Source organism: Stutzerimonas kunmingensis, assembly GCF_002929225.1.
Classification (GTDB): Bacteria; Pseudomonadota; Gammaproteobacteria; order Pseudomonadales; family Pseudomonadaceae; genus Stutzerimonas.
In genome coordinates this window covers 81,418-107,556 of record NZ_PISM01000018.1, presented here as the reverse complement: position 1 = coordinate 107,556, position 26,139 = coordinate 81,418, and the positions used below count along the sequence as shown (strand labels likewise).

At 64.3% G+C, this 26,139-nt stretch carries 22 protein-coding genes; 7 read left to right on the top strand and 15 right to left on the bottom strand.

Annotated features, from left to right (window positions below):
- Nucleotides 1–22 precede the first annotated feature (22 nt).
- Nucleotides 23–316 (bottom strand): hypothetical protein, encoded by a 294-nt coding sequence (locus tag CW305_RS10975; protein ID WP_104097908.1) that lies wholly within the window; start codon nucleotides 314–316, stop codon nucleotides 23–25.
- Between the two features lie 229 nt (nucleotides 317–545).
- Here CW305_RS10975 and CW305_RS10970 point away from each other — a divergent pair, with 229 nt between their 5' ends.
- Nucleotides 546–1,478 (top strand): SdiA-regulated domain-containing protein, encoded by a 933-nt coding sequence (locus tag CW305_RS10970; RefSeq protein ID WP_014821428.1) that lies wholly within the window; start codon nucleotides 546–548, stop codon nucleotides 1,476–1,478.
- Nucleotides 1,479–1,495: 17 nt separating this feature from the next.
- On the opposite strand, the gene CW305_RS10965 is transcribed toward CW305_RS10970, so the two are convergent.
- The 6 genes from CW305_RS10965 to cra form a co-directional block, all read right to left on the bottom strand.
- Nucleotides 1,496–1,945, bottom strand: coding sequence for a DMT family transporter (locus CW305_RS10965; protein ID WP_003302186.1), 450 nt, complete (start codon nucleotides 1,943–1,945; stop codon nucleotides 1,496–1,498).
- Between the two features lie 85 nt (nucleotides 1,946–2,030).
- A complete protein-coding gene (locus CW305_RS10960; RefSeq protein ID WP_104097907.1) occupies nucleotides 2,031–2,588 on the bottom strand; it encodes a DUF4136 domain-containing protein in 558 nt (185 codons plus the stop codon).
- A gap of 72 nt (nucleotides 2,589–2,660) precedes the next feature.
- A complete protein-coding gene (locus tag CW305_RS10955) occupies nucleotides 2,661–3,269 on the bottom strand; it encodes a DUF4136 domain-containing protein (RefSeq protein ID WP_042927682.1) in 609 nt (202 codons plus the stop codon).
- A gap of 18 nt (nucleotides 3,270–3,287) precedes the next feature.
- On the bottom strand, nucleotides 3,288–4,037 hold the full coding sequence (locus CW305_RS10950; protein ID WP_104097906.1) for a methyltransferase domain-containing protein: 750 nt from the start codon (nucleotides 4,035–4,037) through the stop codon (nucleotides 3,288–3,290).
- Entirely contained in the window at nucleotides 4,034–4,339 is a 306-nt protein-coding gene (locus tag CW305_RS10945; RefSeq protein WP_104097905.1) for a nucleotide pyrophosphohydrolase, read from the bottom strand. The genes CW305_RS10950 and CW305_RS10945 overlap by 4 nt, the downstream gene beginning before the upstream one ends.
- 68 nt (nucleotides 4,340–4,407) lie before the next feature.
- On the bottom strand, nucleotides 4,408–5,397 hold the full coding sequence (cra, locus tag CW305_RS10940; RefSeq protein ID WP_104097904.1) for a catabolite repressor/activator: 990 nt from the start codon (nucleotides 5,395–5,397) through the stop codon (nucleotides 4,408–4,410).
- Between the two features lie 180 nt (nucleotides 5,398–5,577).
- On the opposite strand from cra, the gene ptsP reads away from it, so the two are divergent.
- The 4 genes from ptsP to CW305_RS10920 all read left to right on the top strand — a co-directional run bounded on the left by ptsP (nucleotide 5,578) and on the right by CW305_RS10920 (nucleotide 13,672).
- Nucleotides 5,578–8,454, top strand: a complete 2,877-nt coding sequence (ptsP, locus tag CW305_RS10935; protein WP_104097903.1) for a phosphoenolpyruvate--protein phosphotransferase — start codon at nucleotides 5,578–5,580, stop codon at nucleotides 8,452–8,454.
- Nucleotides 8,454–9,392: a 1-phosphofructokinase gene (gene pfkB, locus CW305_RS10930; RefSeq protein ID WP_104097902.1), complete on the top strand. Its 939-nt coding sequence runs from the start codon at nucleotides 8,454–8,456 to the stop codon at nucleotides 9,390–9,392. Before ptsP ends, pfkB begins: the two co-directional genes overlap by 1 nt.
- A 20-nt stretch (nucleotides 9,393–9,412) precedes the next feature.
- Nucleotides 9,413–11,149: a PTS fructose-like transporter subunit IIB gene (locus tag CW305_RS10925; protein ID WP_104097901.1), complete on the top strand. Its 1,737-nt coding sequence runs from the start codon at nucleotides 9,413–9,415 to the stop codon at nucleotides 11,147–11,149.
- 129 nt (nucleotides 11,150–11,278) lie between these two features.
- The gene (locus CW305_RS10920; protein ID WP_104097900.1) at nucleotides 11,279–13,672 is read left to right on the top strand and encodes a membrane-bound PQQ-dependent dehydrogenase, glucose/quinate/shikimate family; all 2,394 of its coding nucleotides are present in this window, start codon (nucleotides 11,279–11,281) and stop codon (nucleotides 13,670–13,672) included.
- Between the two features lie 1,157 nt (nucleotides 13,673–14,829).
- On the opposite strand, the gene CW305_RS10915 is transcribed toward CW305_RS10920, so the two are convergent.
- Nucleotides 14,830–15,237 (bottom strand): endonuclease domain-containing protein, encoded by a 408-nt coding sequence (locus CW305_RS10915; RefSeq protein WP_104097899.1) that lies wholly within the window; start codon nucleotides 15,235–15,237, stop codon nucleotides 14,830–14,832.
- Between the two features lie 123 nt (nucleotides 15,238–15,360).
- Nucleotides 15,361–16,944, bottom strand: a complete 1,584-nt coding sequence (locus CW305_RS10910) for a peptide chain release factor 3 (protein WP_038657220.1) — start codon at nucleotides 16,942–16,944, stop codon at nucleotides 15,361–15,363.
- Nucleotides 16,945–17,350: 406 nt separating this feature from the next.
- Between CW305_RS10910 and CW305_RS10905 the strand changes: the two genes are divergently transcribed.
- Entirely contained in the window at nucleotides 17,351–18,514 is a 1,164-nt protein-coding gene (locus CW305_RS10905) for a type III PLP-dependent enzyme (protein WP_003302224.1), read from the top strand.
- Between the two features lie 58 nt (nucleotides 18,515–18,572).
- On the opposite strand, the gene CW305_RS10900 is transcribed toward CW305_RS10905, so the two are convergent.
- A complete protein-coding gene (locus CW305_RS10900) occupies nucleotides 18,573–19,331 on the bottom strand; it encodes a tetratricopeptide repeat protein (RefSeq protein WP_104097898.1) in 759 nt (252 codons plus the stop codon).
- A complete protein-coding gene (locus CW305_RS10895) occupies nucleotides 19,331–20,011 on the bottom strand; it encodes a Fe2+-dependent dioxygenase (protein WP_104097897.1) in 681 nt (226 codons plus the stop codon). Before CW305_RS10895 ends, CW305_RS10900 begins: the two co-directional genes overlap by 1 nt.
- Nucleotides 20,012–20,150: 139 nt before the next feature.
- On the opposite strand from CW305_RS10895, the gene CW305_RS10890 reads away from it, so the two are divergent.
- The gene (locus tag CW305_RS10890; RefSeq protein WP_104097896.1) at nucleotides 20,151–22,409 is read left to right on the top strand and encodes a TonB-dependent receptor; all 2,259 of its coding nucleotides are present in this window, start codon (nucleotides 20,151–20,153) and stop codon (nucleotides 22,407–22,409) included.
- 59 nt (nucleotides 22,410–22,468) lie between these two features.
- Here the strand turns inward: CW305_RS10890 and CW305_RS10885 are convergent, their stop codons facing one another.
- The 4 genes from CW305_RS10885 to CW305_RS10870 all read right to left on the bottom strand — a co-directional run bounded on the left by CW305_RS10885 (nucleotide 22,469) and on the right by CW305_RS10870 (nucleotide 26,098).
- Nucleotides 22,469–24,025 carry a sulfite reductase subunit alpha gene (locus tag CW305_RS10885; protein ID WP_104097895.1) on the bottom strand — a complete coding sequence of 519 codons (1,557 nt, stop codon included), beginning with the start codon at nucleotides 24,023–24,025 and terminating at the stop codon, nucleotides 22,469–22,471.
- A gap of 70 nt (nucleotides 24,026–24,095) precedes the next feature.
- Entirely contained in the window at nucleotides 24,096–24,971 is an 876-nt protein-coding gene (locus CW305_RS10880) for a DUF4198 domain-containing protein (RefSeq protein WP_104097894.1), read from the bottom strand.
- Nucleotides 24,972–24,985: 14 nt separating this feature from the next.
- A complete protein-coding gene (locus tag CW305_RS10875; RefSeq protein WP_104097893.1) occupies nucleotides 24,986–25,495 on the bottom strand; it encodes a DUF2271 domain-containing protein in 510 nt (169 codons plus the stop codon).
- Nucleotides 25,496–25,504: 9 nt separating this feature from the next.
- On the bottom strand, nucleotides 25,505–26,098 hold the full coding sequence (locus tag CW305_RS10870) for a PepSY-associated TM helix domain-containing protein (protein ID WP_104097892.1): 594 nt from the start codon (nucleotides 26,096–26,098) through the stop codon (nucleotides 25,505–25,507).
- Nucleotides 26,099–26,139: the final 41 nt, after the last annotated feature.

Sequence of the window (26,139 nt, the reverse complement as noted above, 5' to 3'; positions counted from 1 at the left end):
AGTCCGAGCTTTAGGCTGCGCGTCAGTGAATCAACCAGCTCAGCAGCCACAGCCCGAGGAACAGCCAGATCAGCCCGCCGATGATCGAGCCGCGAAAGAACGCGCGGACCGCCGCAACCAGCAACAGCAGGCCGATCGCCAGTGCTACCAGGCTGATCAGAGAGTGGTCCATGCCCAGCGTACGCGACAACCCCTCGAGGAAATTGTGTCCGGCCCTGGCAAACAGGCCGAAGAAGTCGCCCAGCGCCTCGACGATGAAACGTATGACCGCGCCCAGCGCCTGTCCCAGCCATTCGAAGAATCCTTCTACCCGCATGTCTCACTCTCCTGAACGTTCGATTGCGGTGCCCAAGCACGGCTCTGGGCATTGGGCTCTCGAGTGCGCCCGAGAGTTCCGAACGGCCGCGCTGCGCTGGAACCACCAGGGCAGGAGGCGGTCGGAATGTCGCTGTGAGTCCTTAGCGCATCATGCGTTCCCGACCTTCATGCAACTGCAACAAGCGCCAGGCAGCCTGCCTACCATTCCCAGCACGAGAAGACCAACGATGCTGGCCATTGCCAGAGCGCGCCTGGAACGAATCAAGACACTGCGCCCGGCCTGGGCCTATGGCTGCGTCTTTTTCGGCCTGCTCTACGTTGTCACCGCCACTCATCTGGACGAGCGGCTGTTCTATACGCTGAAAACCACCTGGCATGAAAGCAGCTGGGAAAGGCACAGCCTCTGGCTACCCGAATACCGGGTGAAGATCGACGCGCTGCAGGTGGCCACAGTGGAAGACAATCTTTCCGGGTTGACCTATGACGAACGCCGCGATCATTTCTGGGGCGTCGTCAATAACCCCGAAGAGCTGCTGGCGCTGGACAAGGATGGCGGCTTCCTCGCGCGCTACCCGCTGCGCGGGTTCCAGGACGTAGAGGGCGTGACCTATCTGGGTGATGACCTGCTGGTGTTGACCGAGGAGCGTAAGCAGTCGCTGGTGATCGTGCAGGTTCCCAGGATTGCCGGTCCGCTGCAGCGTACCGATGCCCGCTCCATTACCCTGGCCCTAAACGACGCGGACAATACCGGTTTCGAGGGCGTCGGGTACGACCGCGCCGGTGATCGCCTGTTCGTGGTCAAGGAGCATTCACCGCGCAAGCTCTACGAGATCCAGGGCATCAAGCGCAGTCTGGCAGGTGGCATGGACATCAAGATCATCGACCGTGAGGCCTGGATCGAGAAGCTGGACATGGCCAGTGATCTGTCCTCGGTGCACTTCGACGAGCGTACCGGCCATCTGGTGCTGCTCAGCGACGAGGCGAAGATGATGCTGGAACTCGATGCCGAGGGCGAGCTGGTCAGCTTCCGCTCGCTCTGGAGCGGGTTTGCCGGACTCGAGCGCAGCGTGCCGCAGGCCGAAGGGATGACCTTCGATGCACAGGGCAATCTCTATCTGGTCAGCGAGCCCAACCTGTTCTACGCCTTCGAGCACGAGTGACGCCCGCCGCGCACCTGCTAGCCGCGCTGGATCAGCCAGACGCCGGCGAAGATCAGCAGCAGACCGGAGACCTTGCCGAAGCTGATGCTGGACTGGCGAAAGCCGGCCCAGCCGAAGTGATCCAGCAGCAAGGCGACGAACAGCTGGCCGGCCAGCAATAGCGCCATGAACAGCAACGCTCCCGTGCGCGGTGCGGCGAAGGCGGCCGTGGCGATGAAAAAGGCCCCCAGCAGCCCACCACACCAGTGCCACCAGTGCAGGCCCTTCAGCGTCTGCAACGCCGGGATATCGCGCTGGACTGCCACGATGACGAACAGCGCCAGTGTTCCCACGGTAAACGAAAGCAGTGCCGCGCCCATCACGTTGCCGAGGTGACGCGCGACCTGGCCGTTGATTCCGGCCTGCAGGGGCAGCATCGCGCCGGCAATGAACGGAAGGGTGAGTAACCACCAGGCAACGGCAGGCATTTCGGATCTCCGGAATCAGGGCGCGACAGTATGGCGAGCCGGGATACGACTCGCCATAGCGGGACAGCGGTTCGCTGCGCTTGGCTCAGCGCGGCGGGTATTGCGACAGCACCCGTGTCACCAGCTCGCGCATGCTGCCGGCGCGTTGCTCGGGGGTGCCTTGGCGGTTGCTCAGGGTCTGCTCGGCGCTGCCGCGCCAGACCAGTTTGCCGTCAGCGGCGTCATACAGGTCGATCTGCAGCGTGCCGACCTGGTAGTCGATGGTGCGGGTGTCGGTGAACATCGGCCCACCCCAGTAGCCGTACCAGGGATTGCCCCAGGCGCCGGAGGTGGTCGTGTACTGCTGGGTACGCTGGTCGACGATGTACCAGGCCTGCACCTTGAGGTCCGCCGCTTTGCCGGCCGTGGCGGGACGCAGTCCCTGCTGATCGAGCTGTTCGGCGATCGCCGCGCGGATGCGTTGTTCGGTGAGGTCGCTTTTGATTCGTGGATCGTCAGGCCGGTACTGCAGCGCCGGTTCATGCCAGCCCCAGGCCCGATAGGCCGAAAAATCCCGCGTCGGATCGAAATCGCGCTGCACCTGCGGGCCCTGGCAGGCGGCTAGCGCGAAGAGCAGAGGTATCAGCAACAGGCAGCGCAACATGATCGTTCTCCGGGGGTGGAATCTGTTCAGTCTAGGCCTCGGCGCGGTGCTGAGTCTGCATCGCCGTCACGCTCAGCGCGGCGGGTAGTCCGCCAGCGCCCGCTGCACCGCCTCGCGCAGCGCATCCTGCTGCTTGGCGCGGCTGCCGCCGCTACGTGCTTCGGCGCGATTGCTCCAGATCGATTGGCCGGAAGCCGCGTCGAACATCTCGATACGCACCGAGAGCACCTCTTCCTCGTAGTTGCGCACGATGGGTACGCTCGTCCCCACGCCATAACCTGAGCCGTATCCGTAGCCGCCACCGTAGCGGCCTACGCCGACATGCGGGCCGTAATCATCGTAAGTCTGCCGAATGCGGGTCTCCTTGCTGGCGCGGGCGCTGATCAACAGCTCGCCCTTGCGCTCGGCCTGCGCAGGGCGCAAGCCGAGTTGATCGAGCGCGCCGGCGACCATTTCCTGCAGCTCCTCGCCGGTGATCGACGCGGTGCCGGCCGGTGGTGCTTGCCAGCTCCAGTTCTGGTAGCTGGAAAAGTCCCTTGGCGCCGCCGGATAGATCGGTGACTGGATCTGCTCGATCGGTGGCGCCGGAGGAATCGGCGCGGATTCGTCGGTATAGGGGTTCTGGCTCTGGCAGGCTGCAAGGCCCAGGCAGAGCACCGGCAGCATGGCGCGGATCGACATCGGTACCTCCCGGTCGGCTCAGAGCGGCCGACACATCCAGTGCAGGTAGCGCCCGAGACCGGCAAATTGTGGATGGCGGCGGTAGGCCAGTTCCATCTCGATCAGTTCGGCAGGCTCGGTGCGGGCCTGGAAATCGGCGGGCATGTAGTCATGGAATACGCGCACGCCACTGGTTGTTTCGACCTGCCAGTGCGGTGCGAGTTGCGCCGCCAGCTCGCGTGGGTCCAGCGGCTGCTGAGGCGTCAGGCTCTGGCGCTCGCCGGCATAGGTCTGGCTGCGCAGTTTCTTGAAATGGCCCTTGAGCAGGTTGCGGTAGATCAGCGCGTCGCGGTTGTAGAAGGCCAGCGATAGCCAGCCATCGGCCGATGTTAGGCGATGCAGCGCCGGCAGGATCGCCTGGGGCTCGGCCAGCCATTCCAGCACCGCGTGGCAGATCACCAGATCGAAACGGCCCTCGACCTCGCTTTCGACTGTCTGCCAGGGCGCCTGAATGAAGGTTGCCTGCTGGCCGGCTGCGGCAAACTGTTTGCGCGCGCCTTCCAGCATCGGCTCTGCCGGTTCTGCCAGGGTCACATCATGGCCCTGCTGGGCCAGCCACAGACTCATATGGCCTAGGCCGGCGCCGATATCCAGCACCCGCAGTGGCCGTTGCGGCAGGGCTTCCGTCAGGTCGGCCTGCAGCACGGCAAGGCGGATCGCACCCTTGGCGCCGCCGTAGATCTTCTCGGCGAAGCGCGTCGCCAGCTCGTCGAAATGCCGGTCGCTCATCGGGCGAACCGCCGCTCGTTGTCGGCCAACTTGGCCAGCAGTGCCTGTTCCATGTCGATGCCCAGCTCGCTGCACATCAAGAGCAGGTACATGAGGATGTCGCCGACTTCCTGCCCGGCATGTTCGAGCTTGTCGAGCGGCAGCCGACGCGACTCGTCCTCGGTCTGCCACTGGAAGATTTCCACCAGTTCGGCCATTTCCACGCTGGCGGCCATGGCGAGATTCTTGGGGCTGTGAAAGCGCTGCCAGTCGTTCTGATCGCGGATGGCGTGCAGGCGTTGGGTGATCTGTTCGATGTTCATCTGGGAGGGTGGGCGTGTTCGAAAGACGACAAGCTTCCGCCAGCGCGGCAGCGCCCGCAAGGGGCGGATCAGAGACGCCGCACTTTCAGCTCACGCTCGATGGCGATCACGCCGGGACGGTAATCGCCCTGCTCGATGGCGCGGATTGCCTGTTCCAGGGTTTGCTCGGCGATCTGCTGGTGCTGCTGGGAAATCGCATTGACCCGGATCGGCAGGAAATCCAGCAACTGCGCGTCACCAAAGGTCGCCAGCCGCAGCTGCTCTGGCCACAGCAGGTTCCGCTCGCGCAGCGCATCGAAGACGCCTTCGAGCAAGACGTAGGCGGTGGTGATCAGCGCATCGGGCAGCGGGCCGCGGTCGAGCAGGGCGAGCATCTGTTCACGGCCGCACGCACGGCTGAACTGTTCGGCCTGCAGGATGCTGACCTGACCGCTGTGCTGCGACAGTGCCTGGCGGAAACCTTCCTCGCGCTGCTGACTGATGGGCAATGCCGGGCGTGCGCTGATCAGGGCGATATGGGCGGCGGCCGGAACTGCCAGCGAGCGGGTAAGCAGGGCGGCCGCTTCACAATCATCGCTGACCACCGAGCAGAAGTGCTCGGCGTCCAGCGCACGGTCGAGGGCGATCACCGGCGTGCCAGCCGCCTGCACCTTGCGATAGCTCTGGTCGTCGGCCGGTAGGCAGCTGGCGACGATCAGCGCATCGCAGCGGCGCGAGCGCAGCAGCTGGATGACCTGGCGCTCGGTGTCCGGCTCGTCGTCGGTGCCGGCGATCAGCAGCTGGTAGCCGCGCTGCCGCGCGCGCTGCTCGAGCAGTTTGGCCAGACGCGCGTAGCTGGGGTTTTCCAGATCCGGAACGATGAAGCCGAGGGTGCGCGACTGCCCTCGACGCAGGCCAGCCGCCTGCTGGTCGAGCTGAAAGCCCTGCTGTTCGGCCACGGCCATCACCCGTTCGACCGTGGCCGCGCTGATACGGCGCTGCGCGGCCTTGCCATTGAGCACATAGCTGGCGGTGGTTACCGAAACGTTGGCGAGGCGGGCGATGTCGGTCAGTTTCAACAGAGGGTCCTGAGACGGGTGGTATGAACTCGGGCTTCTAGAATTACCCAATATTGCGTAATGTGCCAGCTTTAGGTGAAACGTTTCAGCACTGTTTCGGTCTGAAGCGCCAGCCCAGGATTCGGGCAAGGCCGGCGCGACCGTCGGCCACAACAATCGCGAGCCCCGCAGGAGTTCTCCATGCTTGAGTTGAATGCACAGCACATCCACATGCATCAGGCCGCGGCGGACAAGCTAGCGGCGCTGGCCCTGCTGGGTGAAGTTCTGGTCGCCGACGGGCTGGTCGCGCCGGGTTATCTGGACGGGCTGCGTGCGCGTGAAGCGCAGGGCTCGACCTTTCTCGGTCAGGGCCTTGCGATTCCCCATGGCACGCCGGAAACCCGTGATCAGGTGTTCACCACCGGTGTGCGGCTGCTGCATTTTCCGGCCGGCGTCGACTGGGGCAACGGCCAGCTGGTGTATCTGGCCATCGGTATCGCTGCGCGTTCCGACGAACACCTGCGCCTGCTACAGCTGCTGACCCGAGCATTGGGTGAAGGCGATCTGAGCGAGGCGCTGCAGAAAGCCGAAAGTCCGGAAGCCATCATCGACCTGCTGCAGGGTGCGCCACAGGCGCTAGCGCTGGATTGCGAGCTGGTCTCGCTGGGTGTCGCTGCGGATGATTTCGACGAGCTGGCCTGGCAGGGCGTCAAGCTGCTCAAGCGCGCGCAGTGCGTGGAGCCGGGTTTCAACGCCAGTCTGCCGCTTGGCCAGGCGCTGCCGCTGGGGGATGGCCTCTGGTGGCTGAGTAGCGAGCAGGCGGTGCAGCGTCCTGGTCTCGCCTTCGTCACGCCAGCTTCGAATCTCGAGCATCAGGGGCAGCCGCTCAACGGGCTTTTCGTGCTGGCCAGCCTGGGCGAAGCGCATCGGGCGATGCTCGAGCGCCTGTGCAATCTGCTGATCGAAGGCCGCGGGCAGGAGCTGAGCCAGGCGACGTCCAGTCGCACAGTGCTCGAAGCCCTGGGCGGCGAAGTGCCGGCAGACTGGCCGAGTGCCCAGGTGCCGCTCGCCAACGCCCATGGCTTGCATGCGCGTCCGGCAAAGGTGCTGACCGAGGTCGCACAGGCCTTCGCCGGCGAGATCCGAGTGCGTCTGGCTGGTAGCCAGAGCGCGGGCGTGTCGGCCAAGAGCCTGAGCAAGCTGCTGGCGATGGGTTCGCATCGCGGCCAGGTGCTGGAGTTCATCGCCGAGCCCTCGATCGCCGACGATGCGTTGCCGGCGCTGGTCCGCGCGGTGGAGGAAGGGCTGGGCGAGGAAATCGAGCCGCTGCCGGCCGGCGGGGCGCCGGCGGAGCAGCGGGCCGTGCAACTGAATGAGGCAGCCCAGGACGTGCCCGTCTTGCGGGCCGGCGAGCAGGTCATCGGCATCGCCGCCGCGCCCGGCATCGCCATCGGTCCGGTCCTGGTACGCAAGCCGCAGGTGATCGACTACCCCAAGCGCGGCGAGTCTCCGGTGATCGAACTGCAGCGGCTGGATGCGGCGCTGGACAAGGTCCATGCGGAGATCGGCACGCTGATCGATGAGAGTCAGGTCGCCAGCATCCGCGACATCTTCACCACCCATCAGGCCATGCTCAAGGACCCAGCGTTGCGCGAGGAGGTGCAGGTTCGGCTGCAAAAGGGACTGAGCGCCGAAGCGGCCTGGATGGAGGAAATCGAAACTGCGGCGCAGCAGCAGGAGGCGCTCCACGACAAGCTGCTGGCCGAACGTGCGGCCGATTTGCGTGACGTCGGGCGTCGCGTGCTGGCCTGCCTGACTGGTGTGGAAGCCGATCAGGCCCCAGATGAGCCCTACATCCTGGTGATGGACGAGGTGGCGCCTTCGGACGTCGCCACGCTCAATGCCCAGCGGGTCGCAGGCATTCTTACCGCTGGCGGCGGCGCCACTTCGCACAGCGCCATCATCGCCCGCGCGCTGGGCATTCCGGCGATAGTCGGTGCTGGGCCGGGTGTGCTTGGGCTAGCGCCAAACACCTTGCTGCTGCTTGACGGCGAGCGCGGTGAACTGCTGGTCGCCCCAACCGATGCGCAGCTGGACCAGGCCCGCAACGAGCGCGCCACCCGCGAGGAGCGCAAGCGCCTGGCAAATGAGCGTCGCCTGGAGCCGGCCATCACCCGTGACGGCCATCCGGTAGAGATCGCTGCCAACATCGGCGCTGCCGGCGAGACCCCGGAAGCGGTGGCGATGGGCGCCGAAGGCATCGGCCTGCTGCGTACCGAGCTGGTGTTCATGAACCATTCCCAGGCGCCGGATCAGGCGACTCAGGAAGCCGAGTACCGCCGCGTGCTGGAAGCCCTCCAAGGGCGTCCGCTGGTGGTGCGCACGCTGGATGTCGGTGGTGACAAGCCGCTGCCGTACTGGCCGATGCCGGCCGAGGAAAACCCGTTTCTGGGCGTGCGCGGCATTCGCCTGAGTTTGCAACGCCCGGACATCCTCGAGACCCAGCTGCGTGCCTTGCTCGCTTCGGCCGATGGCCGCCCGTTGCGGATCATGTTCCCCATGGTCGGCAATATTGACGAGTGGCGCACCGCCAAAGCCATGGTCGACCGCCTGTGCGTTGAGCTGCCGGTAGCTGACCTGCAGGTCGGCATCATGATCGAGATCCCGTCCGCAGCGCTGATCGCGCCGGTGCTGGCGCAGGAAGTCGACTTCTTCAGTATCGGCACCAACGACCTGACCCAGTACACCCTGGCCATTGATCGCGGCCATCCGACGCTCTCGGGCCAGGCCGACGGCTTGCATCCGGCGGTTTTGCGCCTGATCGGCATGACGGTCGAGGCCGCCCATGCCCACGGCAAGTGGGTCGGCGTCTGTGGTGAGCTGGCTGCCGATGCGCTGGCGGTGCCGATGCTGGTGGGCCTGGGCGTGGATGAGCTGAGCGTGTCGGCGCGCAGCATCGCCTTGGTGAAGGCGCGCGTTCGCGAACTGGATCTCGCCGCGTGCCAGAGGTTGGCTCAGCAAGCCCTGATGTTGCCTGGCGCCCATGAAGTTCGCGCCTTCGTCGGGGAGCACTGCTGATGGCCCGCGTTCTCACTGTCACCCTTAACCCGGCCCTGGACCTGACCGTGCAGCTGCCCGCGCTGCGCCTGGGCCAGGTCAATCGCAGCGAAAGCCTGCAGGTGCACGCCGCCGGCAAGGGGCTCAACGTCGCGCAGGTGCTGGCCGATCTCGGTCATCAGCTGACCGTCACCGGCTTTCTCGGCGAGGGCAATCCGCAGGCCTTCGAGCAGTTGTTCGTCACGCGTGGGTTTGCCGACGAATTCGTCCGCGTGCCGGGCGATACCCGCAGCAACATCAAACTCGCCGAAGCGGACGGGCAGGTCACCGACATCAACGGCCCAGGGCTGACGGTGAGCGAGGCGCACTGCACGGAGCTGCTGACGCGCCTCCAGCGGCTGGCGCCTGCTCATGACCTCGTGGTCGTCGCCGGCAGCTTGCCGCGTGGCATCGACAGTCAGTGGTTCGTCCAGCTCTTGCAGACGCTCAAGAGTCTCGGCGTGCGGGTGGCGCTGGACACCAGTGGTGCCGCGTTGCGTGACGGGCTGGCCGCCACGCCCTGGTTGATCAAGCCCAACGAGGAAGAGCTGGCCGAAGCCCGAGGCGTTGATCTCACCGGCTCTTCGGCGCTGCTGGCCGAAGCGCGGCGGCTGCAAACCGAAGGCATCGAGCATGTGGTGGTTTCGCAGGGCGCTGACGGTGTCAGCTGGTTTTCATCAGGCGCGGCACTGCATGCAAATCCGCCCAGGGTTCGGGTCGTCAGCACCGTCGGTGCAGGCGACTCGCTGCTTGCCGGGATGCTTCACGGTTTGCTGGAAGGCTGGCCGGCAGAGCGCACCCTCACACAGGCCACGGCCATCGCCGCGCAGGCGGTCGGGCAGGTTGGGTTCGGCATCACCGACACGGCTGGACTCGCCGAGCTTGAAGCTGCGGTGCGCCTGCAGTCGCTCAGCCAATAATTCGAACAAGAGGTGAAGGAATGAATCTTCTCATCGTCACGGCCTGCCCCAACGGAATGGTCACCAGCGTGCTGACTTCACGGCTGCTCGAAGCGGCTGCCCATCGTCTGGGCTGGTCGACCGCCGTGGAAGTCCACGATCCCAAGGCCATCGGTTCGCCGCTGACGCCCGCGCAGATCGCCAATGCCGATCTGGTGGTGGTGGTGAAAACCGGGCCGCTGTCGCTGCAACGCTTCGTCGGCAAGCGCGTCGCCCAGTCCACTCCATCCGAGGCGCTGCTCGACCCGGAAGCCTTCCTGCGCAGTGCCGCGGACACCGCCAGCGAGCTGCAGCAGGCCGACGAAGCGGATGCGGCGCATACCAGCGGCAAGCCCAAACTTGTCGCCATCACCGCCTGTCCGACCGGCGTCGCACACACCTTCATGGCGGCTGAAGCCCTGCAGCAGGCGGCGATCCGCAAGGGTTACGACCTGCAGGTTGAAACCCGCGGCTCGGTGGGGGCGCGCAATGTGCTCGAAGCCCAGGCCATCGAAGAGGCCGACGTGGTGCTGCTGGCTGCGGATATCGAGGTGGATGTCACCCGTTTCGCCGGCAAGCGCGTATTTCGCTGCGGCACCGGCGTGGCCCTCAAACAACCCGATGCGACCCTGGATCGCGCGCTGGAAGAAGGCTCGGCGCTCGCTGGAGGCGCCGCTGCCAGCGCAAGTGGTGAACAGAAGGGCGAGAAGGCTGGCGTCTACAAGCACCTGCTGACCGGCGTGTCCTACATGCTGCCGATGGTGGTGGCGGGCGGTTTGCTGATCGCACTGTCGTTCGTCTTCGGCATCGAGGCGTTCAAGGAGGAGGGCACGCTGGCCGCCGCGCTGATGAAGATCGGTGGCGAAACGGCCTTCCAGCTTATGGTGCCGCTGCTGGCGGGATACATCGCTTATTCCATCGCTGATCGCCCAGGACTGGCGCCGGGGATGATCGGTGGGCTGCTGGCTGGCACGCTGGGGGCGGGCTTTATCGGCGGCATCATTGCCGGCTTCGTCGCCGGTTACGCGGCCAAGGCGGTCAGCCGCTGGATTCCCTTGCCAGCGAGTATCGAATCGCTCAAGCCGATCCTGATCATTCCGTTGCTGGCGAGCCTGGTTACCGGCCTGGTGATGATTTACGTGGTCGGCACGCCGGTGGCGAAGATGCTCGCCGGGCTCACCGAATTCCTCGACACCATGGGCACCTCCAACGCCATCCTGCTCGGTCTGCTGCTCGGCACCATGATGTGCGTCGACCTCGGCGGACCGGTGAACAAGGCCGCTTATGCTTTCTCCGTCGGGCTGCTCGCGTCCCAGAGTTACGCGCCGATGGCCGCAACCATGGCGGCGGGGATGGTGCCGCCAATCGGCATGGGCATCGCCACGCTGATCGCCCGACGCAAGTTCGCCCAGACCGAGCGCGAAGCTGGCAAGGCCGCGCTGGTGCTGGGCTGCTGCTTCATTTCCGAAGGCGCGATTCCGTTCGCTGCGAAAGACCCATTGCGGGTGATCCCGGCCAGCATCGCCGGTGGTGCGCTGACCGGCGCGCTGTCCATGGCCTTCGGCGCAAAGCTGCTGGCGCCCCATGGCGGGCTGTTCGTGCTGCTGATCCCCAACGCCATCAATCACGCGCTGTTGTATCTGGCTGCAATCCTCGCCGGCAGCTTGGTAACCGGGGTGATCTACGCAGTAATCAAGCGGCCTGAAACGCAGCCGCTCAGTGTCGGGGCGACGGCGTAAGCGGTCGCCAAACGGCTGAACTAAAGCCCCGCCTATCGTATCCACTACAAGCTGGCGAGACTTTGTGTCAGAAAGTTTCGCCAGCTTTTTGCTTTTTGTTTTGAAGATGAATTGGCTGGAGAGCGTTGCATGAGTATCGATTACGGGCCGCGGCCCATGCGCATCACCCTGACCGCCGTGGTGGTTCTGCTGCTGGGAGCGCTGATGGCGGTCGGTGGCGGCTACCTCGCAATGCTGGGTGGCTCCTGGTACTACCTGCTGGCCGGCATCGGACTGCTGGGCGTGGCCGGGCTGTTGTTCGCTCGACGCCGCGCTGCGATCTGGCTCTACGCGGTGCTACTGCTGGCGACTTTGGCGTGGACGCTGTACGAAGTCAGCTTCGACTGGTGGCAGCTGGCGCCGCGAATCGACCTCTGGTGCATCCTCGGGCTCTGGCTGATTCTGCCGTTCATCAATCGTTACGTGGGCGGCCGACTGGTCTGGCGTGATGGCGCCAGTGGGTTGCTCGGCTTGGGGCTGCTGGCCGGCGCGCTGATCGCGGGGTACTCGCTGACCCAGGATTACCACTCGATCACGGGTGAATTCAGCGACGCGCAGATGCAGGGCTCGAATCCCGAAGGGCAGGCCGGTCGGGTTGCCAGCGAATGGAAAGCCTACGGCGGCTCCGACCGCGGCGATCGTTACTCGACGGCCGATCTGATCACGCCGGACAACGTCGGCAAGTTGAAAAAGGCCTGGGAGTTCCACACCGGTGACCTTTCCGGCGAGGGTGACCCCGGCGAGATCACCTATCAGGTGACGCCGTTGAAGGTTGGCGACAATCTGTTCATCTGCACGCCGCACAGCATCGCCATCGCCGTCGATGCCGACAGCGGTGAGGAGCGCTGGCGCTTCGACCCGAGCATCAACCGCGATGCCGAGTACTACCAGCACATGACCTGCCGTGGCCTGGCCTTCCATGACGCCAACGCCTACGGGCCCGCAGCGACGGCGCCGTCCGACCAGCCCGTAGCGCGTTGCGCGCGGAGGCTGTTTTTGCCGACCAACGACGGCACTCTGGTCGCGCTGGATGTCGAGGACGGCAAGCCCTGCGAGGACTTCGGCAATGCCGGCGTGGTGGATCTGAAGGCTGGACTCGGTGAGGACGCTTTGGGCGTTTACCTGCCGACTTCACCACCGGTGGTGACCGAAAAGCTGGTCATCGTCGGCGGCTCGATCACCGACAACGGCGCGGTGGATTCACCCGGCGGCGTGATTCGCGCCTACGACGTGCGCAGCGGCGAGCTGGTATGGAATTTCGACCCGGGTAACCCGGACGCCACAGAGCCCTTGCCTCCCGGCGAAACCTACGTGCGCAGCACGCCGAACTCCTGGACCATCGCCACTGCCGACGAGTCGCTGGGGCTGGTCTACATCCCCACCGGCAACCAGACCCCGGACCAGTGGGCGCAGCCGCGCACGCCGGAGTCCGAGCGTTTCACCGACACCCTGGTGGCGCTGGACCTGGCGACCGGCCAGGTGCGCTGGGAATTCCAGACTGTGCACCATGACCTCTGGGACCGCGACCTGCCATCGCAGCCGACGCTGGTGGATATCGAAGGGCCGCAAGGTCAGGTGCCTGCCATCATCCAGCCGACCAAGCGTGGCGATCTGTACATCCTCGACCGCCGTACCGGCGAGCCGATCGTGCCGGTGGAAGAGATGCCCGTGCCCCAAGGCACTGACTATGGCGAGTTCACCGCGCCGACCCAACCCGCATCGGCCGTCAGCTACGCCCCGCAAGAGCCGCTGCGCGAGCGCGACATGTGGGGCGGCACGCCGCTGGACCAGATGATGTGCCGCATCCAGTTCCGCAAGCTGCGTTACGACGGCGACTTCACGCCGCCGTCGGAGCAGGGCTCGCTGATCTATCCGGGTAACGTGGGTACTTTCAACTGGCCATCGGTGGCGGTCGATCCGAGCCGGCAGCTGTTGTTCGGCGCGCCGAATTACCTGGCCTTCATCTCGACCATGGTCAAGCGCAGCGAGGTCGACCCCGATGAACGTACCGGTGGCGGCGAGACCGGCCTGCAGCCCAACCTGGGTGCGCCGTACATGGTGCGGCTGGAGCCGTTCATGTCGGTCGTCGGCCTGCCGTGCCAGACGCCGCCATGGGGCTTCGTCACCGCGCTGGACCTGCGCAGCATGAAGAAGGTCTGGATGCACAAGAACGGCACCAGCCGCGACAGTGCGCCCTTGGGCATTCCCTTCCCGGTGGGTACGCCTGCACTGGGCGGGCCGATCGTCACCGCCGGCGGAGTGGCCTTTATGAGCGGAACGCTGGATTACTATCTGCGCGCCTACGATCTGCAGAACGGCAAGGAATTGTGGAAGGGCCGCCTGCCTGCCGGTGGCCAGGCGACTCCGATGACCTACGTGTCCGAGAAGACCGGCAAGCAGTACGTGGTGCAGATGGCCGGCGGGCATGGCTCGTTCGGCACCAAGCTGGGGGATTCCTTGATCGCGTGGACCCTTGAGGAGTAGGTGAGGCGGGGGCAGGTGGCGACGTCGACTGCAGCGCTCGACATAGCCACCAGCCCCTCACCCTAGCCCTCTCCCCGGAGGGGAGAGGGGACTTGACCGGGTTGGGTTGCCGATCCGGTGCAGGGCGAAACGCATGATGTGCCCGCTAGTTGCGGATGTTCGGTGGCTTCAATCAGGCCCTCTCTCGTCGTTGTGGAGAGGATTGGGTGGGCGGTCTTCGAGCCAGGCCGGCATGGCTTGCTCGGTACCAATCTGGGCGGTTTATTGATCGCGTGGTCCCTTGAGGAGTAGGTGAAACGGGCTGTGTGGGTTTTAGTTGCGACGCTAGTCGTGGCCGCCAGCCCCTCACCCTAGCCCTCTCCCCGAAGGGGAGAGGGGACTAGACCGCGCGGTTTTTCGTTCCGGGTGTAGGGCGATGCGCTTTAATGCGTGTCGGGCCGATCACAAAGGGTTCGGTGGCTTCATTCAGGCCCCCTCTCCCCTTTGGGGAGATGGTTGGGGCGCGGGCCTCGATCCGGTGCAAGATTTCAGTCAGGACTCGGATTCAGGCCGGTGTATCGGTAATGCGCGGATTGGGTGCTGGGGTGAGAGCGTGCTGGTGTTTGTTGCAACTGCCTGATGGGCACAGCCCGCGCTCACTCCCCTCGCTTACTCTGCGCGGTCTGCATGAGCACAAGTGATCCGGCTTCCTCAATCCAGCTCCCTCTTCCCCGTTGGGGAGAGGGTTGGGGTGAGGGGCGCGGGCCTCGATTCGGTGCGAGCTTTCAGTCAGGACTCGGATTCAGTCCGGTGTATCGGTAATGCGGAGATTGGGTGCTGGGGTGAGAGCGTGCTGGTGGTGGTTGCAACTGCTTGATGGGCACAGCCTGCGCTCACTCCCCTCGCTTGCTCTGCACGGTCTGCATGAGCAAGTGATCCGGCTGCCTCAATCCAGCCCCCTCTCCCCTTTGGGAGAGTGTTTGGGGTTAGGGGCGCGGGCCTCGATCCGGTGCAAGATTCCAGTCAGGACTCGGATTCAGGCCGGTGTATCGGTAATGCGGGGATTGGGTGCTGGGGTGAGAGCGTGCTGGTGGTGGTTGCAACTGCTGGATGGACACAGCCCACGCTCACTCCCCTCGCTTGCTCTGCACGGCATGAGCACAAGTGATCCGGCTGCCTCAATCCAGCTCCCTCTCCCCATTGGGGAGAGGGTTGCGGTGAGGGGTACGGGGCTCAATCCAGCTCAAGATTTCAGTCAGAACACCCTCTAAATTCCGTATCACATCCAGATTGCTGAAGCGTAGAACCTCCAGCCCGTGGTGCTGCAGGTAGGCCGTGCGCAAACGGTCTTTCGCCAGGCCAGCTTCGTCGAAGTGCTGACCGCCATCGAGTTCAACTACAAGTCGCAATTCTGCACAGTAGAAATCCAGGACATAGGGCGGGCACGGATGCTGTCGGCGAAATTTGAATCCGGCTAAGCCGCGATTGCGCAACTGGCGCCACAGCAGACGCTCGCAATCGGTGAGTTGGTATCGCAGGTATCTGGCGAACTGGCGTTGTTCGGGGGAGGCGCGTTCGGTGGGCATTCACGGTCCTTGTGAAAAGGCAGCCTCTCGCTTCCATGCGAGAGCGCATCTAAATGAGCGCAGCGGCAGTAATACGCAGAATCAACTACGCCTGCTGTACCCCGCAGCAGGCGCATTCTTGGGTCAGTGATGCTCGCGTGTCGCCCTGAACTTCACATCCGGCCAGCGCTCTTCCATCAGGCTCAGGTTTACCCGTGTCGGTGCCAGGTAGGTGAGGTGGCCGCCGCCGTCGATGGCGAGGTTCTCGTAGGCCTTGTTCTTGAAGTCTTCGAGCTTCTTCTTGTCATCGCACTCGATCCAGCGCGCCGACCAGACGTTGATCGCCTCGTAGGCACACTCGACCTTGTATTCCTCTTTCAGGCGACTGGCGACGACGTCGAACTGCAGCACGCCGACCGCGCCGAGGATGATGTCGTTGTTGCGCTCGGGGAAGAACACCTGGGTGGCGCCTTCCTCGGCGAGCTCCTGCAGGCCCTGGCGCAGCTGCTTGGATTTCAGCGGGTCCTTCAGGCGCACGCGGCGGAACAGTTCCGGGGCGAAGTGCGGGATGCCGGTGAAGCCGAGGTTCTCGCCTTCGGTGAAGGTGTCGCCGATCTGGATGGTGCCGTGGTTGTGCAGGCCGATGATGTCGCCGGCCCAGGCTTCCTCGAGCATTTCCCGCTCGCTGGAGAAGAAGGTCAGGGCGTCGGCGATGCGGACATCCTTGCCGATGCGCGCGTGGCGCAGCTTCATGCCTTTCTCGTACTTGCCCGAGCAGATGCGCATGAAGGCGATGCGGTCGCGGTGCTTGGGGTCCATGTTCGCCTGGATCTTGAACACGAAGCCGGTGAACTTCTCCTCGACCGGCTCGACCACTCGCTCGTTGGCCGCGCGGGGCAGCGGCATCGGCGCCCAGTCGACGACGGCGTCGAGCACGTGGTCCACACCGAAATTGCCCAGCGCGGTACCGAAAAACACAGGGGTCAGCTGACCATTGAGGAATTCGTCCTGGTCGAACTCGTGGCAGGCGCCCTGAACCAGTTCCAGCTGTTCGATGAAACGCTCGTACTCGTCGCCGATGTGCTTGCGCGCTTCGTCGGAATCCAGGTTCTGGATGATCTTGACCTCGGTGCGCTCGTGCCCGTGGCCCGGCGTGTAGACGATGATGTAGTCGTCCTTGAGGTGGTACACGCCCTTGAAGTCGCGGTAGCAGCCGATCGGCCATGTGATCGGCGCGGCCTTGATTTTCAGCACCGCCTCGATTTCGTCGAGCAGTTCGATCGGGTCGCGGATATCGCGGTCGAGCTTGTTGATGAAGCTCACGATTGGCGTGTCGCGCAGGCGGCAGACGTCCATCAGCGCGATGGTGCGTGGCTCGACACCCTTGCCGCCGTCGAGAACCATGAGCGCCGAGTCCACCGCGGTCAGGGTGCGGTAGGTGTCTTCCGAGAAGTCCTCGTGACCGGGGGTGTCGAGCAGGTTGATCATGTGCTCGCGGTAGGGGAACTGCATCACCGAGGTGGTGATGGAGATGCCGCGCTGCTTCTCCATCTCCATCCAGTCGGAGGTGGCATGGCGGTCGGATTTGCGTGACTTCACCGTACCGGCAACGGCGATCGCCTTGCCCATCAGCAGCAGCTTTTCGGTGATGGTGGTCTTGCCCGCATCGGGGTGCGAGATGATGGCGAAGGTACGGCGCTTCGCTACTTCGGCGGCCTGAGTGGTCATCGGAATTAAGGAACCCGTCGACGAGTAGTCGGTCTGTCAAAAAAGGCGGCGATTATAGCGGCAAATGGATTTCGCTGCGGCCCGCACGGCTGCGGAAATCGCCGATTTGTGCAGTTTCCATGACGCTTTGTTTTGAATCGACAACAACTCGAAACGGATGCACCTTCGGGACGTTTTTTTGATTGATCTATGCCCCCCCTTGGTCCTAAAGTTCGCGCCCGAACGTCCATGCTGGCAACGATCCATCCGGCTCAAGTACTGACGACGAGAGATCCTCCGTGATACTCGGCGACATGCCTTGGGAAGTAGGCGAACCAAGTGGGGAAACTGATCAGGCGTTCTTGTCAGGGCTGATGCCCTCCATCCCTCATCCGACTTTTGTTTCCCGTTTTTTGGAGTCCCACGCATGACGGTCAAGATCGAAGACTATTACCCTCGCGCCACCTTCCAGAAGATGAAGGCATTTGCCGACCAGCACGAAACCCCCTTCGTGGTGATCGACACCGAAACCATCAGCAAGGCCTATGACGACCTGCGCGCCGGTTTCGAATTCGCCAGCGTGTACTACGCCGTCAAGGCCAACCCGGCGGTCGAGATCATCGATCTGCTGCGCGACAAGGGTTCGAGCTTCGATATCGCCTCGATCTATGAGCTGGACAAAGTAATGTCCCGCGGCGTTGGCCCGGAGCGCATCAGCTACGGCAACACCATCAAGAAAGCCAAGGACATCCGCTACTTCTACGACAAGGGTGTGCGCATGTTCGCCACCGACTCGGAAGCCGACCTGCGCAACATCGCCAAGGCCGCGCCGGGTTCGAAAGTCTATGTACGCATCCTCACCGAAGGCTCTACCACTGCGGACTGGCCGCTGTCGCGCAAGTTCGGCTGCCAGACCGACATGGCCATGGATCTCTTGATCCTCGCGCGTCAGCTGAAGTTGGAGCCCTACGGCATTTCCTTCCATGTCGGTTCGCAGCAGCGCGACATTTCCGTATGGGACGCCGCCATCGCCAAGGTCAAGGTGATCTTCGAGCGTCTGAAGGAAGAAGACGGCATCGAGCTGAAGATGATCAACATGGGTGGCGGTTTCCCCGCCAACTACATCACCCGCACCAACAGCCTTGAAACCTACGCCGAGGAAATCATCCGCTTCCTCAAGGAAGACTTCGGCGACGAGTTGCCGGAAATCATCCTCGAGCCGGGTCGCTCGCTGATCGCCAACGCCGGCATCCTCGTCAGTGAAGTGGTGCTGGTGGCACGCAAGTCGCGTACCGCGGTCGAGCGCTGGGTGTATGTCGACGTGGGCAAGTTCAGCGGTTTGATCGAAACCATGGACGAGTCGATCAAGTTCCCGATCTATGCCGAGAAGAAGGGCGAAGTCGAGGAAGTGGTGATCGCCGGTCCGACCTGCGACAGCGCCGACATCATGTACGAGAACTACAAGTACGGCCTGCCGCTTAACCTGGCCATCGGCGACCGCCTGTACTGGCTGTCCACCGGTGCCTACACCACCAGCTACAGCGCCGTCGAATTCAACGGCTTCCCGCCGCTGAAGGCTTACTACATCTAAGCCGTAGACGATGAACGAACGCCCCGCATTGCGGGGCGTTTTCGTTTCTGTGCTTCGTTCACCGCAACCCGGCGCGTAGCTCGTCGCGTCGCCGCGCGTAGGCCTCGACGATATCGACGATCTGAGGCAATGCGGCGGCCTGCAGGCTGGCCAGCGCGGTCTCGACGAACTTCAGGTGGCCAACCTCAAGCGCGCGGTCCAGCCAATGCCGGGCGGCGTCCCATTGCTGCTGGGTGAGCAGCACGGCGGCATGGCTGAACTGGCCGCGAAAGTCGCCAGCCTCCGCGGAACGTCGATACCAGCTGTGCGCCGCTGACACGTCGCGCGACACACCGCGGCCTTCTTCCAGGCAGCGTCCGGTCAGGTTCATCGACTTGGCGTGGCCCAGCTCGGCGGCCTGGCGGTATAGGCGATAGGCCGCGACTTCATCCTGTGAAACACCGCGACCGGTGGCGAGCAGATTGGCCAGGTTGTACATGCCCCAGTCCAACCCCATGTCTGCCGCGCGCCGGTACCGCTCGGCGGCGCGTGCGGGATTGGCCGGGCAGCCCCAGCCAAGCTCGTGGCAGCGTCCGGCCATGTTGCAGGCCATGGCGTGGCCGTGGCCGGCGGCGATGTCGAACCAGGTCAGGGCCAGTTCGGGATCGGCCTGGATGCCGCGGCCCTCCAGCAGGATTTGCCCGAGCAGCGCCTGCGCTTCGATTTCCCCGGTCGCGGCGGCCGCGAGGACCAGGCGTGCGGCTCGGTGCGGCTCCTCGGCCAGCTTGCCCAGCTGGTCGCTGTCGAGGGCTTCCTCACGGCGCAGAAGATGAGGCATCAGACCTCGACCCAGCGGCGCAGCAGGTTGTGATAGGTGCCGGTCAGTTGCACCAGGGATGGGTGCTCCGGCACATCGGCGGTCAGCTGCTGGATGGCCTGGTCCATCTCGTAGAGCAGCGTGCGCTGCGCATCCTCGCGCACCAGGCTCTGAATCCAGAAGAACGAAGCCAGCCGTGCGCCGCGGGTGACCGGCTCGACCTTGTGCAGGCTGGTGCTGGGGTAGAGCACCATGTCGCCGGCAGCGAACTTCACCCGCTGCGTGCCGTAGGTGTCGTGGATCACCAGTTCGCCGCCGTCGTACTCGTCGGGATCGGTGAAGAACAGGGTGGCGGACAGGTCGGTGCGCACGCGTTCGGCGCTGTTGCGTACCTGACGCACCGCATTGTCGATGTGATAGCCAAACTCGCCGCCGGCCGTGTAGCAGTTGAACAGGGGCGGAAAGACCTTGCTCGGCAGCGCGGCAGACATGAACTGCGGATGCTGCCAGAGCCGTTGCAGCATGGCTTCGGCAATCTCGCGGGCGAATGGGTCGTCTTCCGCCAGCTGCAGATTGTATTTGGCCTTGGCCGACTGATAGCCGGCCGTGACCCGACCGTCCTGCCAGTCGGCCTGTTCCAGCGCGGAGCGAATACGGTCGGTTTCTTCACGGGAAAACACATTGGCAATGCGTAGGAGCATGGATCACCGACAGGATGTGGAATTGGCGAATGATATTAGTTTGCATTTAGGTGTTTCAGAATGCGACAGAATGTATCAGAATGCCACCTGCTAATAATAGCAATTCGCAGTTGCATCAACTTCCAAGGATCCGCATTACATGTCGCGTCAGTCTCTAGAACTGGCCCAGCCACCTCGCGTGTTGGCTTCGGCTATCGGTGTCGCCCTTACCGCTTTCTCCGCTCCCTCCATGGCTCAGGTCGTGCCTGCAGCGTCATCGCCCAGCGAAGCGCCGGTTGCGCTCGATGAAGTGACGGTAATCGGTGAGCAGGAACAGGCCTACAAGGCCGATACATCCGCCTCGAAGAAATACACGGCACCGCTGCGCGAAACACCGAAGTCGGTCACCGTGATCACCGACCAGGTGATTCGCGACACCGGTTCGCTGACGTTGGTCGATGCGTTGCGCACCACTTCCGGCATCACCTTCGGTGCGGGCGAGGGCGGAAATCCGGCGGGCGACCGGCCGATCATCCGCGGCTTCAACGCCGAGAGCGACACCTTCATCGACGGCCTGCGTGACGTTGGCTCGCAAACCCGCGAGATCTTCAACGTCGAGAGCATCGAAGTGAGCAAGGGGCCGGGCTCAGCCTACACCGGTGCCGGCTCCACGGGCGGCAGCCTCAACCTGATCAGCAAGACCGCCAAGCAACGCGACTTCGGCGATGCCAGCGTCACCCTCGGCTCGGACCAGACGCGCCGCTACACGCTGGACGTCAACCGCGTGCTCGGTGACAACGTCGCCGGCCGTCTGAACCTGATGAAGCACGAGGCCAACGTCGCCGGCCGCGATGGTGTGGATGTCAGTCGTTGGGGCGTGGCGCCGACCATCACCTTCGGCTTCGATACGCCGACCCGGGCGACGCTGTCTTACTACCACCTGGAAACAGACGATATGCCGGACTACGGCATTCCGCTGACCGTGGCTACGCCAGGCAATCCAGGTCGCGAGCCAGTGAGCGTGGATCGCGACAACTTCTACGGCCTTGAAAGCCGCGACTTCCGCGAGAGCACCACGGATGCCGGCACCATTCGGCTCGAGCACGACCTGAACGAGAACCTGACCGTCTCCAACACCACGCGTATCGCCCGCACCGCCCTGGACTACATCGTCACCAACCCGGACGACTCGCGTGGCAACGTGCCCAATGGACTGGTTTCGCGCTCTGCCAAGAGCCGCAATTCCGATACCCAGAGCTGGGTCAACCAGACCGATCTGACGGCGCGATTCGACACCGGCAGCATCGAGCACACCCTGGTGACCGGCGTGGAAATCAGCGATGTCGGCGTGCACAACCGACCCTACGTGGTCACTCCGGGCACCAGCGGCAACACCTGTTCGTCGGCGCACCTGGCTTCGGGCGACTGCACCAGCCTGTCCAACCCGAGCTCCAAGGATGCCTGGACCGGCAGCATCGCGCGCAGCGCGGCGACGACCGATACCGACACCGAAACGCTGGCGGCCTATGTCTTCGATACGCTGAAGTTCAATGATCAGTGGTCGCTGAACATGGGCCTGCGCTACGACGACTACGAAACGGAGCAGAAGGCCGTCTCCACCGCCGGTGTCGTCACCCGGCCGGAGAACAAGAGCCACTTCTGGAACTACCAGTTGGGTCTGGTCTTCAATCCGCTGCCCAATGGCAGCATCTACGCGGCGTGGTCGACCTCCAGCAACCCGTCCGGCGAGACCGGCGGCGAAGGCTCCGATGCGCTCAACGTGAACAACCAGGTTCTCGATCCGGAGCGCAACCGCAACTACGAGATCGGCACCAAGTGGGACTTCCTCGATGAGCGTCTCGGCCTGACCGCCGCGCTGTTCCGCACCGAGAAGACCAACGCGCGGGTGACCAACGCCAGCGGTTTCCAGGAAAGCATCGGTGAAACCCGGGTCGATGGCCTGGAACTGGGCGCCACTGGTCAACTCACCCGCAACTGGCAGGTGTTCGCCAGCTACACCTACCTGGACGCCGAACTGGTCAAGTCCGGTGCCGCCAATATCGGCACGCGGACCAACCCGATCTACGTCGAGGGCCTGTATGACGGCAATGAGGTGCCCAGCACGCCGAAGCACAGCTTCAGCTTCTGGAACACCTACAACCTCACCCAGGACCTGACCATCGGTGGCGGCGCCACCTATGTCGACTCCCGCTTCGGCGATGCGGCCAATAACATCGAGGTGCCTGAGTACTGGCGCTACGACGCCATGGCGGCCTATCGCGTGAACAAGAACCTGGACTTGCAGCTGAACGTGCAGAACCTGACCGACAAGCGCTACTTCGATCAGGTCTACGGCAGCCACTACGCCCATGTCGCAGCCGGTCGGACCGCATTGCTGAGCACCAATTTCCACTTCTGATCCGCAGGCGTGAAAGAACAAAGGCCGCTCTTCGAAGCGGCCTTTGTCGTAACCAGGCGTCAGTACAGGTCGCGGCGATAGCGTCCCTGGTCGCTCAACTGCTCCAGCCGCGCCTGGCCGAGCAGCCCTAGCAGTATCTGCTGCACCTCCTGGCCCATGCCCTCAAGGCTGCCGCAGACATAGATCGCCGCGCCCTGTGCGACCCAGCAGCGTAGTTCGTCGGCCGCATCCCGCAGGACGTGCTGCACGTAGCGCTTTTCCGGCTGGTCGCGAGAGAACGCCAGGTCCAGCCGCTGCAGATGGCCGCTTTCACGCCACAGTGCCAATTCTTCGTTGAAGAGAAAGTCGTGGGCCGCGTTACGCTCGCCGAACAGCAGCCAGTTGCGCGAGCCCTGATGTGTGGCACGTTCGCGCAGGTGCGCACGCAGTCCGGCAATGCCCGTGCCGTTGCCGATCAGGATGAGTGGTGTGGCGGCGTCCGGGCCGTGGAATGCGGGATTGCTGCGGATGCGCAGATCGATCTCTTCGCCAATGGCCGCGTAGCGGCACAACCAGCCGGAACCGAGTCCGGGAGTGCCATCGGCCTGGAAGGCTTCGCGTACCACCAGCTGCACGGCGCCGTCCGCCGGTATCGAGGCGATGGAATATTCGCGGTGTGGCAACGGCCGCAAGGCCAGCAGCGCCTCGGCGTCGAGGCCGTGCAGGTCGCCAGTGGCGGGCAGATGCCTTCTGGACAGTTGTGCGGCCAGGCTTTGGCCGTCGAACAATTCATGAGGGTCGAGGCCCACATCGTGTAGCAAGGCTTCGATGCGCGCGAGCGCGTGGCGCGGGCCGACCTCGACGATATCGCCTGCGCGCCATGATGTCTGTTCGCTCGGCGGTGCAAGAGTCAGCAGTTGTACCGGCGCACCGGAACTGCCAGGGTTGAGGCAGTGTCGGCCGGTCAGGCGCCAGATTTGATAGGGTGCCGGCAGCCAGTCGCTGAAATTGCTGTCGCCGCTCAGGTGGGCCAGTTGATGTTGCCAGTGACGCAGCACGCCAGGATCGCCGCGATCGGCTTCCAGCCGGTCGAACAACGGCAAGCCCCCCAGCTGGCGCAGACGCTCGTCGAGGCGGCGGCCGAACGCACAGAAATCCCGGTACTGGCGATCACCGAAGGCCAGTACGGCATATTCCAGCGATTGCGCATGAATGCCATCGGCGGCGAGCCGCTGCTCGAAGCGGGCCGCATTGTCCGGTGCCTCGCCTTCGCCGTAGGTGCTGACGACGAACAGGATGCGCGGGGCCGCCCAGTGGTTCGGGTCCAGCGCATTGAGCGGCAGCAGCTGCACGTTCACGCCAGCTTCGCGAAGCTGCTCAGCACTGCGCTCGGCATAGAGCCGGGCTTGCCCGCCCTGGCTGGCATAGGTCACCACAAGCGCCGAGGTCGCGTCGGTAGGTGCTGCTTTGCGGGGTAACTGTCCACGCCAGCAATACAGCGACACGGCCAGATAGACGAGGACGACCACGGCAGCGCTGATCGCTCGCGGCGGCTGCCACCACAGCAGCAGCGCAGCGACCGCGAGACAGCCGAGCAGCGGCGACAGGCGCCGGACGGATTGGAAAGGTCTGGGCAAGAAGCGGACTCGTTGCGGGGAATGCGGTAGCGCGCTGCCTGAGCGTCAGTGCTCAGGCAGCGGGCTGGCGTCAGGGCGCCAGCACTTCCAGGGTTGCGCTGTAGCTGGCGCGGCGCTCGGTGGCCGGCTTGCTGACGCCCTTGTCGGTGGTCAGCTCGGCTTCCAGCCAGTACATGCCCGCTTCTGGCCAGGTGATGCTCACCTTGCCGTCCTTGTCGGTTTTCGCCTTTATCTCACCGAGCTCGTCGCGATAGCGGTTGCCTCCCGGAATCACGCTGATCTCGACATCGGCGGCCGGCTTGCCGTCGAGCAGGAAGACGAAGTCTGCCGCTTCGCCGGCGAACAGGTCGTTGGGGTGGGTGACGGGCTTGAGCTCCAGGCCCTGGCCGGTCGGTGCGAGCACTTCGGTGGATGGCGCGCCGGAGGTGACGAACACTTCCATGCGGTTGCTGGTCTGGCTGACCTTGAGCCCTTCGGCCTTCGCCGGGACGTCCTTGGTGAAGCTTTCCGGGGTGCCCATCCAGCGGCGCATCTGGCCGTTTTCCTTCCAGCTGGCGAACAGGCCGTTGTTGGCGACCGCCAGCCTGTAGGTGCCCTTCTGGCTCAGCTGCACATCGAAGGTACTGCGGTAGCGGCCGATGGCGCCGTTCTGTACCGCGACCTTGGAGCCATCCGGGGCGATGACCTGCAGCTCCGGAACCGGCCGCCCGCGCATGCCGGGCGGGCCACCTGCCGGCGCCTGGGCTGCCTCGCCGATACCCTTGAGGCGCATCGGCACGTGTTCGAAATAGAACAGGTCGTTGGAAACCGCGGCGTCGACGGTGATCCACGGCTCTTCACCCGAGAGCACGGTGGCCGAAGGCAGCATCCAGGCGCGGTGGGCCTGGGCCGAAAGCGGCAGGCAGACGGCGAGGGCCAGGGCGGTCCATTTGATGACGGGTTTCATGGCGTGCTTCCTGTTCATGGGGTCAGCGTGAGATTGATGGCGCCCAGCTCACTCTTGCCCTGGGCTTGATGTTCGGCGTTCTGCTGGGGCGGCCAGCTGAATGGGACGCGCAGCAGCTCGCGGCCGCCGACCTCGCGGGCCGCTTCGACCACCACGCGGTACTCGCCGGTCTCCAGCGTTTTGAACGGCGCCTGCTGGTCAGAAAACTTCAGGCTGTGGCTGCCCACGGCACGGGTGGCGCCGCTGACGCCATCAACCGGCATTTCCAGGCTGCGGCCGCTCCGGCGCCACCACTGGCGCAGATCCTTTAGCCACTTTTCACCTTCCTTGTCCTTGAGCTTGGTGTCGTACCACACCGCCAGATTGGCAACGTGGCTCTGGTCCGGGCGCTCGAGCCAGATGGCGACATAGGGGCGGTGGTACTCGGCGACATCCAGGCGGGGGATTTCCACGTCCAACTGCAGGTCCGCCGCGTATAGCGGGGCGCTAAGCAGGGCGAGGGGGAACAACAGGCGTTTACGCATGAGCAGTCCTTAATGAATGAAGAGCAGCGCCAGTAGCAGCGGAATCACCAGCCCCATGCCAACCAGTGGCCAGGTGCCGGGGCGATTGCCGGCATGGCGTTGCAGGAGCAGCAGGCCGGTGAGGCTGAACACCACACAGGCAACGGCGAACAGATCGATGAACCAGCTCCAGGCTTCGCCGCTGTGACGGCCCTTGTGCAGGTCGTTGAAGTAGGCGATCCAGCCGCGATCGGTCGACTCGTATTCCAGCTCGCCGCTTTCCAGGCTCAGACTCAGCCAGGCATCGCCGCCAGGACGGGGCAGGGCGACGTAGAGTTCGCCATCGCTCCACTCGGCTTCGCGACCGGCCAGCTGCACGTCCAGGGTCTGTTCCAGCCATCGCTGCAGGTCAGCTGGCAGACCGTCCTCCGGAGTGTCGGCCTGCAGACTGTTGAGCAGCCGCTCGGGCAGCTGCCCTTCGCGGGTTTCCACCAGCGGTTTGCTCTCGATCTGCCCGGCGTGGTTCAGCGTGATGCCGGTGACCGCAAACAGCAGCATGCCGACCAGGCACAGCGCGGAGCTGATCCAGTGCCATTGGCGCAGAGTGCCGAGCCAGATATGCATGGTGGTCCTTGGCGTATGGGAGGGTGGGCGAATTCTAGGGC

What these genes read in the sequence shown, in the direction of transcription:
- CW305_RS10920 (WP_104097900.1), top strand. Translation starts at nt 11,279, where the DNA reads ATGAGTATCGATTACGGGCCGCGGCCCATGCGCATCACCCTGACCGCC.
- CW305_RS10910 (WP_038657220.1), bottom strand. Translation starts at nt 16,944, where the DNA reads ATGACCACTCAGGCCGCCGAAGTAGCGAAGCGCCGTACCTTCGCCATC.
- CW305_RS10875 (WP_104097893.1), bottom strand. Translation starts at nt 25,495, where the DNA reads ATGCGTAAACGCCTGTTGTTCCCCCTCGCCCTGCTTAGCGCCCCGCTA.
- pfkB (WP_104097902.1), top strand. Translation starts at nt 8,454, where the DNA reads ATGGCCCGCGTTCTCACTGTCACCCTTAACCCGGCCCTGGACCTGACC.
- CW305_RS10905 (WP_003302224.1), top strand. Translation starts at nt 17,351, where the DNA reads ATGACGGTCAAGATCGAAGACTATTACCCTCGCGCCACCTTCCAGAAG.
- CW305_RS10955 (WP_042927682.1), bottom strand. Translation starts at nt 3,269, where the DNA reads ATGTCGATCCGCGCCATGCTGCCGGTGCTCTGCCTGGGCCTTGCAGCC.
- CW305_RS10870 (WP_104097892.1), bottom strand. Translation starts at nt 26,098, where the DNA reads ATGCATATCTGGCTCGGCACTCTGCGCCAATGGCACTGGATCAGCTCC.
- CW305_RS10895 (WP_104097897.1), bottom strand. Translation starts at nt 20,011, where the DNA reads ATGCTCCTACGCATTGCCAATGTGTTTTCCCGTGAAGAAACCGACCGT.
- CW305_RS10915 (WP_104097899.1), bottom strand. Translation starts at nt 15,237, where the DNA reads ATGCCCACCGAACGCGCCTCCCCCGAACAACGCCAGTTCGCCAGATAC.
- CW305_RS10950 (WP_104097906.1), bottom strand. Translation starts at nt 4,037, where the DNA reads ATGAGCGACCGGCATTTCGACGAGCTGGCGACGCGCTTCGCCGAGAAG.
- CW305_RS10965 (WP_003302186.1), bottom strand. Translation starts at nt 1,945, where the DNA reads ATGCCTGCCGTTGCCTGGTGGTTACTCACCCTTCCGTTCATTGCCGGC.
- CW305_RS10960 (WP_104097907.1), bottom strand. Translation starts at nt 2,588, where the DNA reads ATGTTGCGCTGCCTGTTGCTGATACCTCTGCTCTTCGCGCTAGCCGCC.
- CW305_RS10945 (WP_104097905.1), bottom strand. Translation starts at nt 4,339, where the DNA reads ATGAACATCGAACAGATCACCCAACGCCTGCACGCCATCCGCGATCAG.
- CW305_RS10900 (WP_104097898.1), bottom strand. Translation starts at nt 19,331, where the DNA reads ATGCCTCATCTTCTGCGCCGTGAGGAAGCCCTCGACAGCGACCAGCTG.
- CW305_RS10975 (WP_104097908.1), bottom strand. Translation starts at nt 316, where the DNA reads ATGCGGGTAGAAGGATTCTTCGAATGGCTGGGACAGGCGCTGGGCGCG.
- CW305_RS10925 (WP_104097901.1), top strand. Translation starts at nt 9,413, where the DNA reads ATGAATCTTCTCATCGTCACGGCCTGCCCCAACGGAATGGTCACCAGC.
- CW305_RS10970 (WP_014821428.1), top strand. Translation starts at nt 546, where the DNA reads ATGCTGGCCATTGCCAGAGCGCGCCTGGAACGAATCAAGACACTGCGC.
- ptsP (WP_104097903.1), top strand. Translation starts at nt 5,578, where the DNA reads ATGCTTGAGTTGAATGCACAGCACATCCACATGCATCAGGCCGCGGCG.
- CW305_RS10890 (WP_104097896.1), top strand. Translation starts at nt 20,151, where the DNA reads ATGTCGCGTCAGTCTCTAGAACTGGCCCAGCCACCTCGCGTGTTGGCT.
- CW305_RS10880 (WP_104097894.1), bottom strand. Translation starts at nt 24,971, where the DNA reads ATGAAACCCGTCATCAAATGGACCGCCCTGGCCCTCGCCGTCTGCCTG.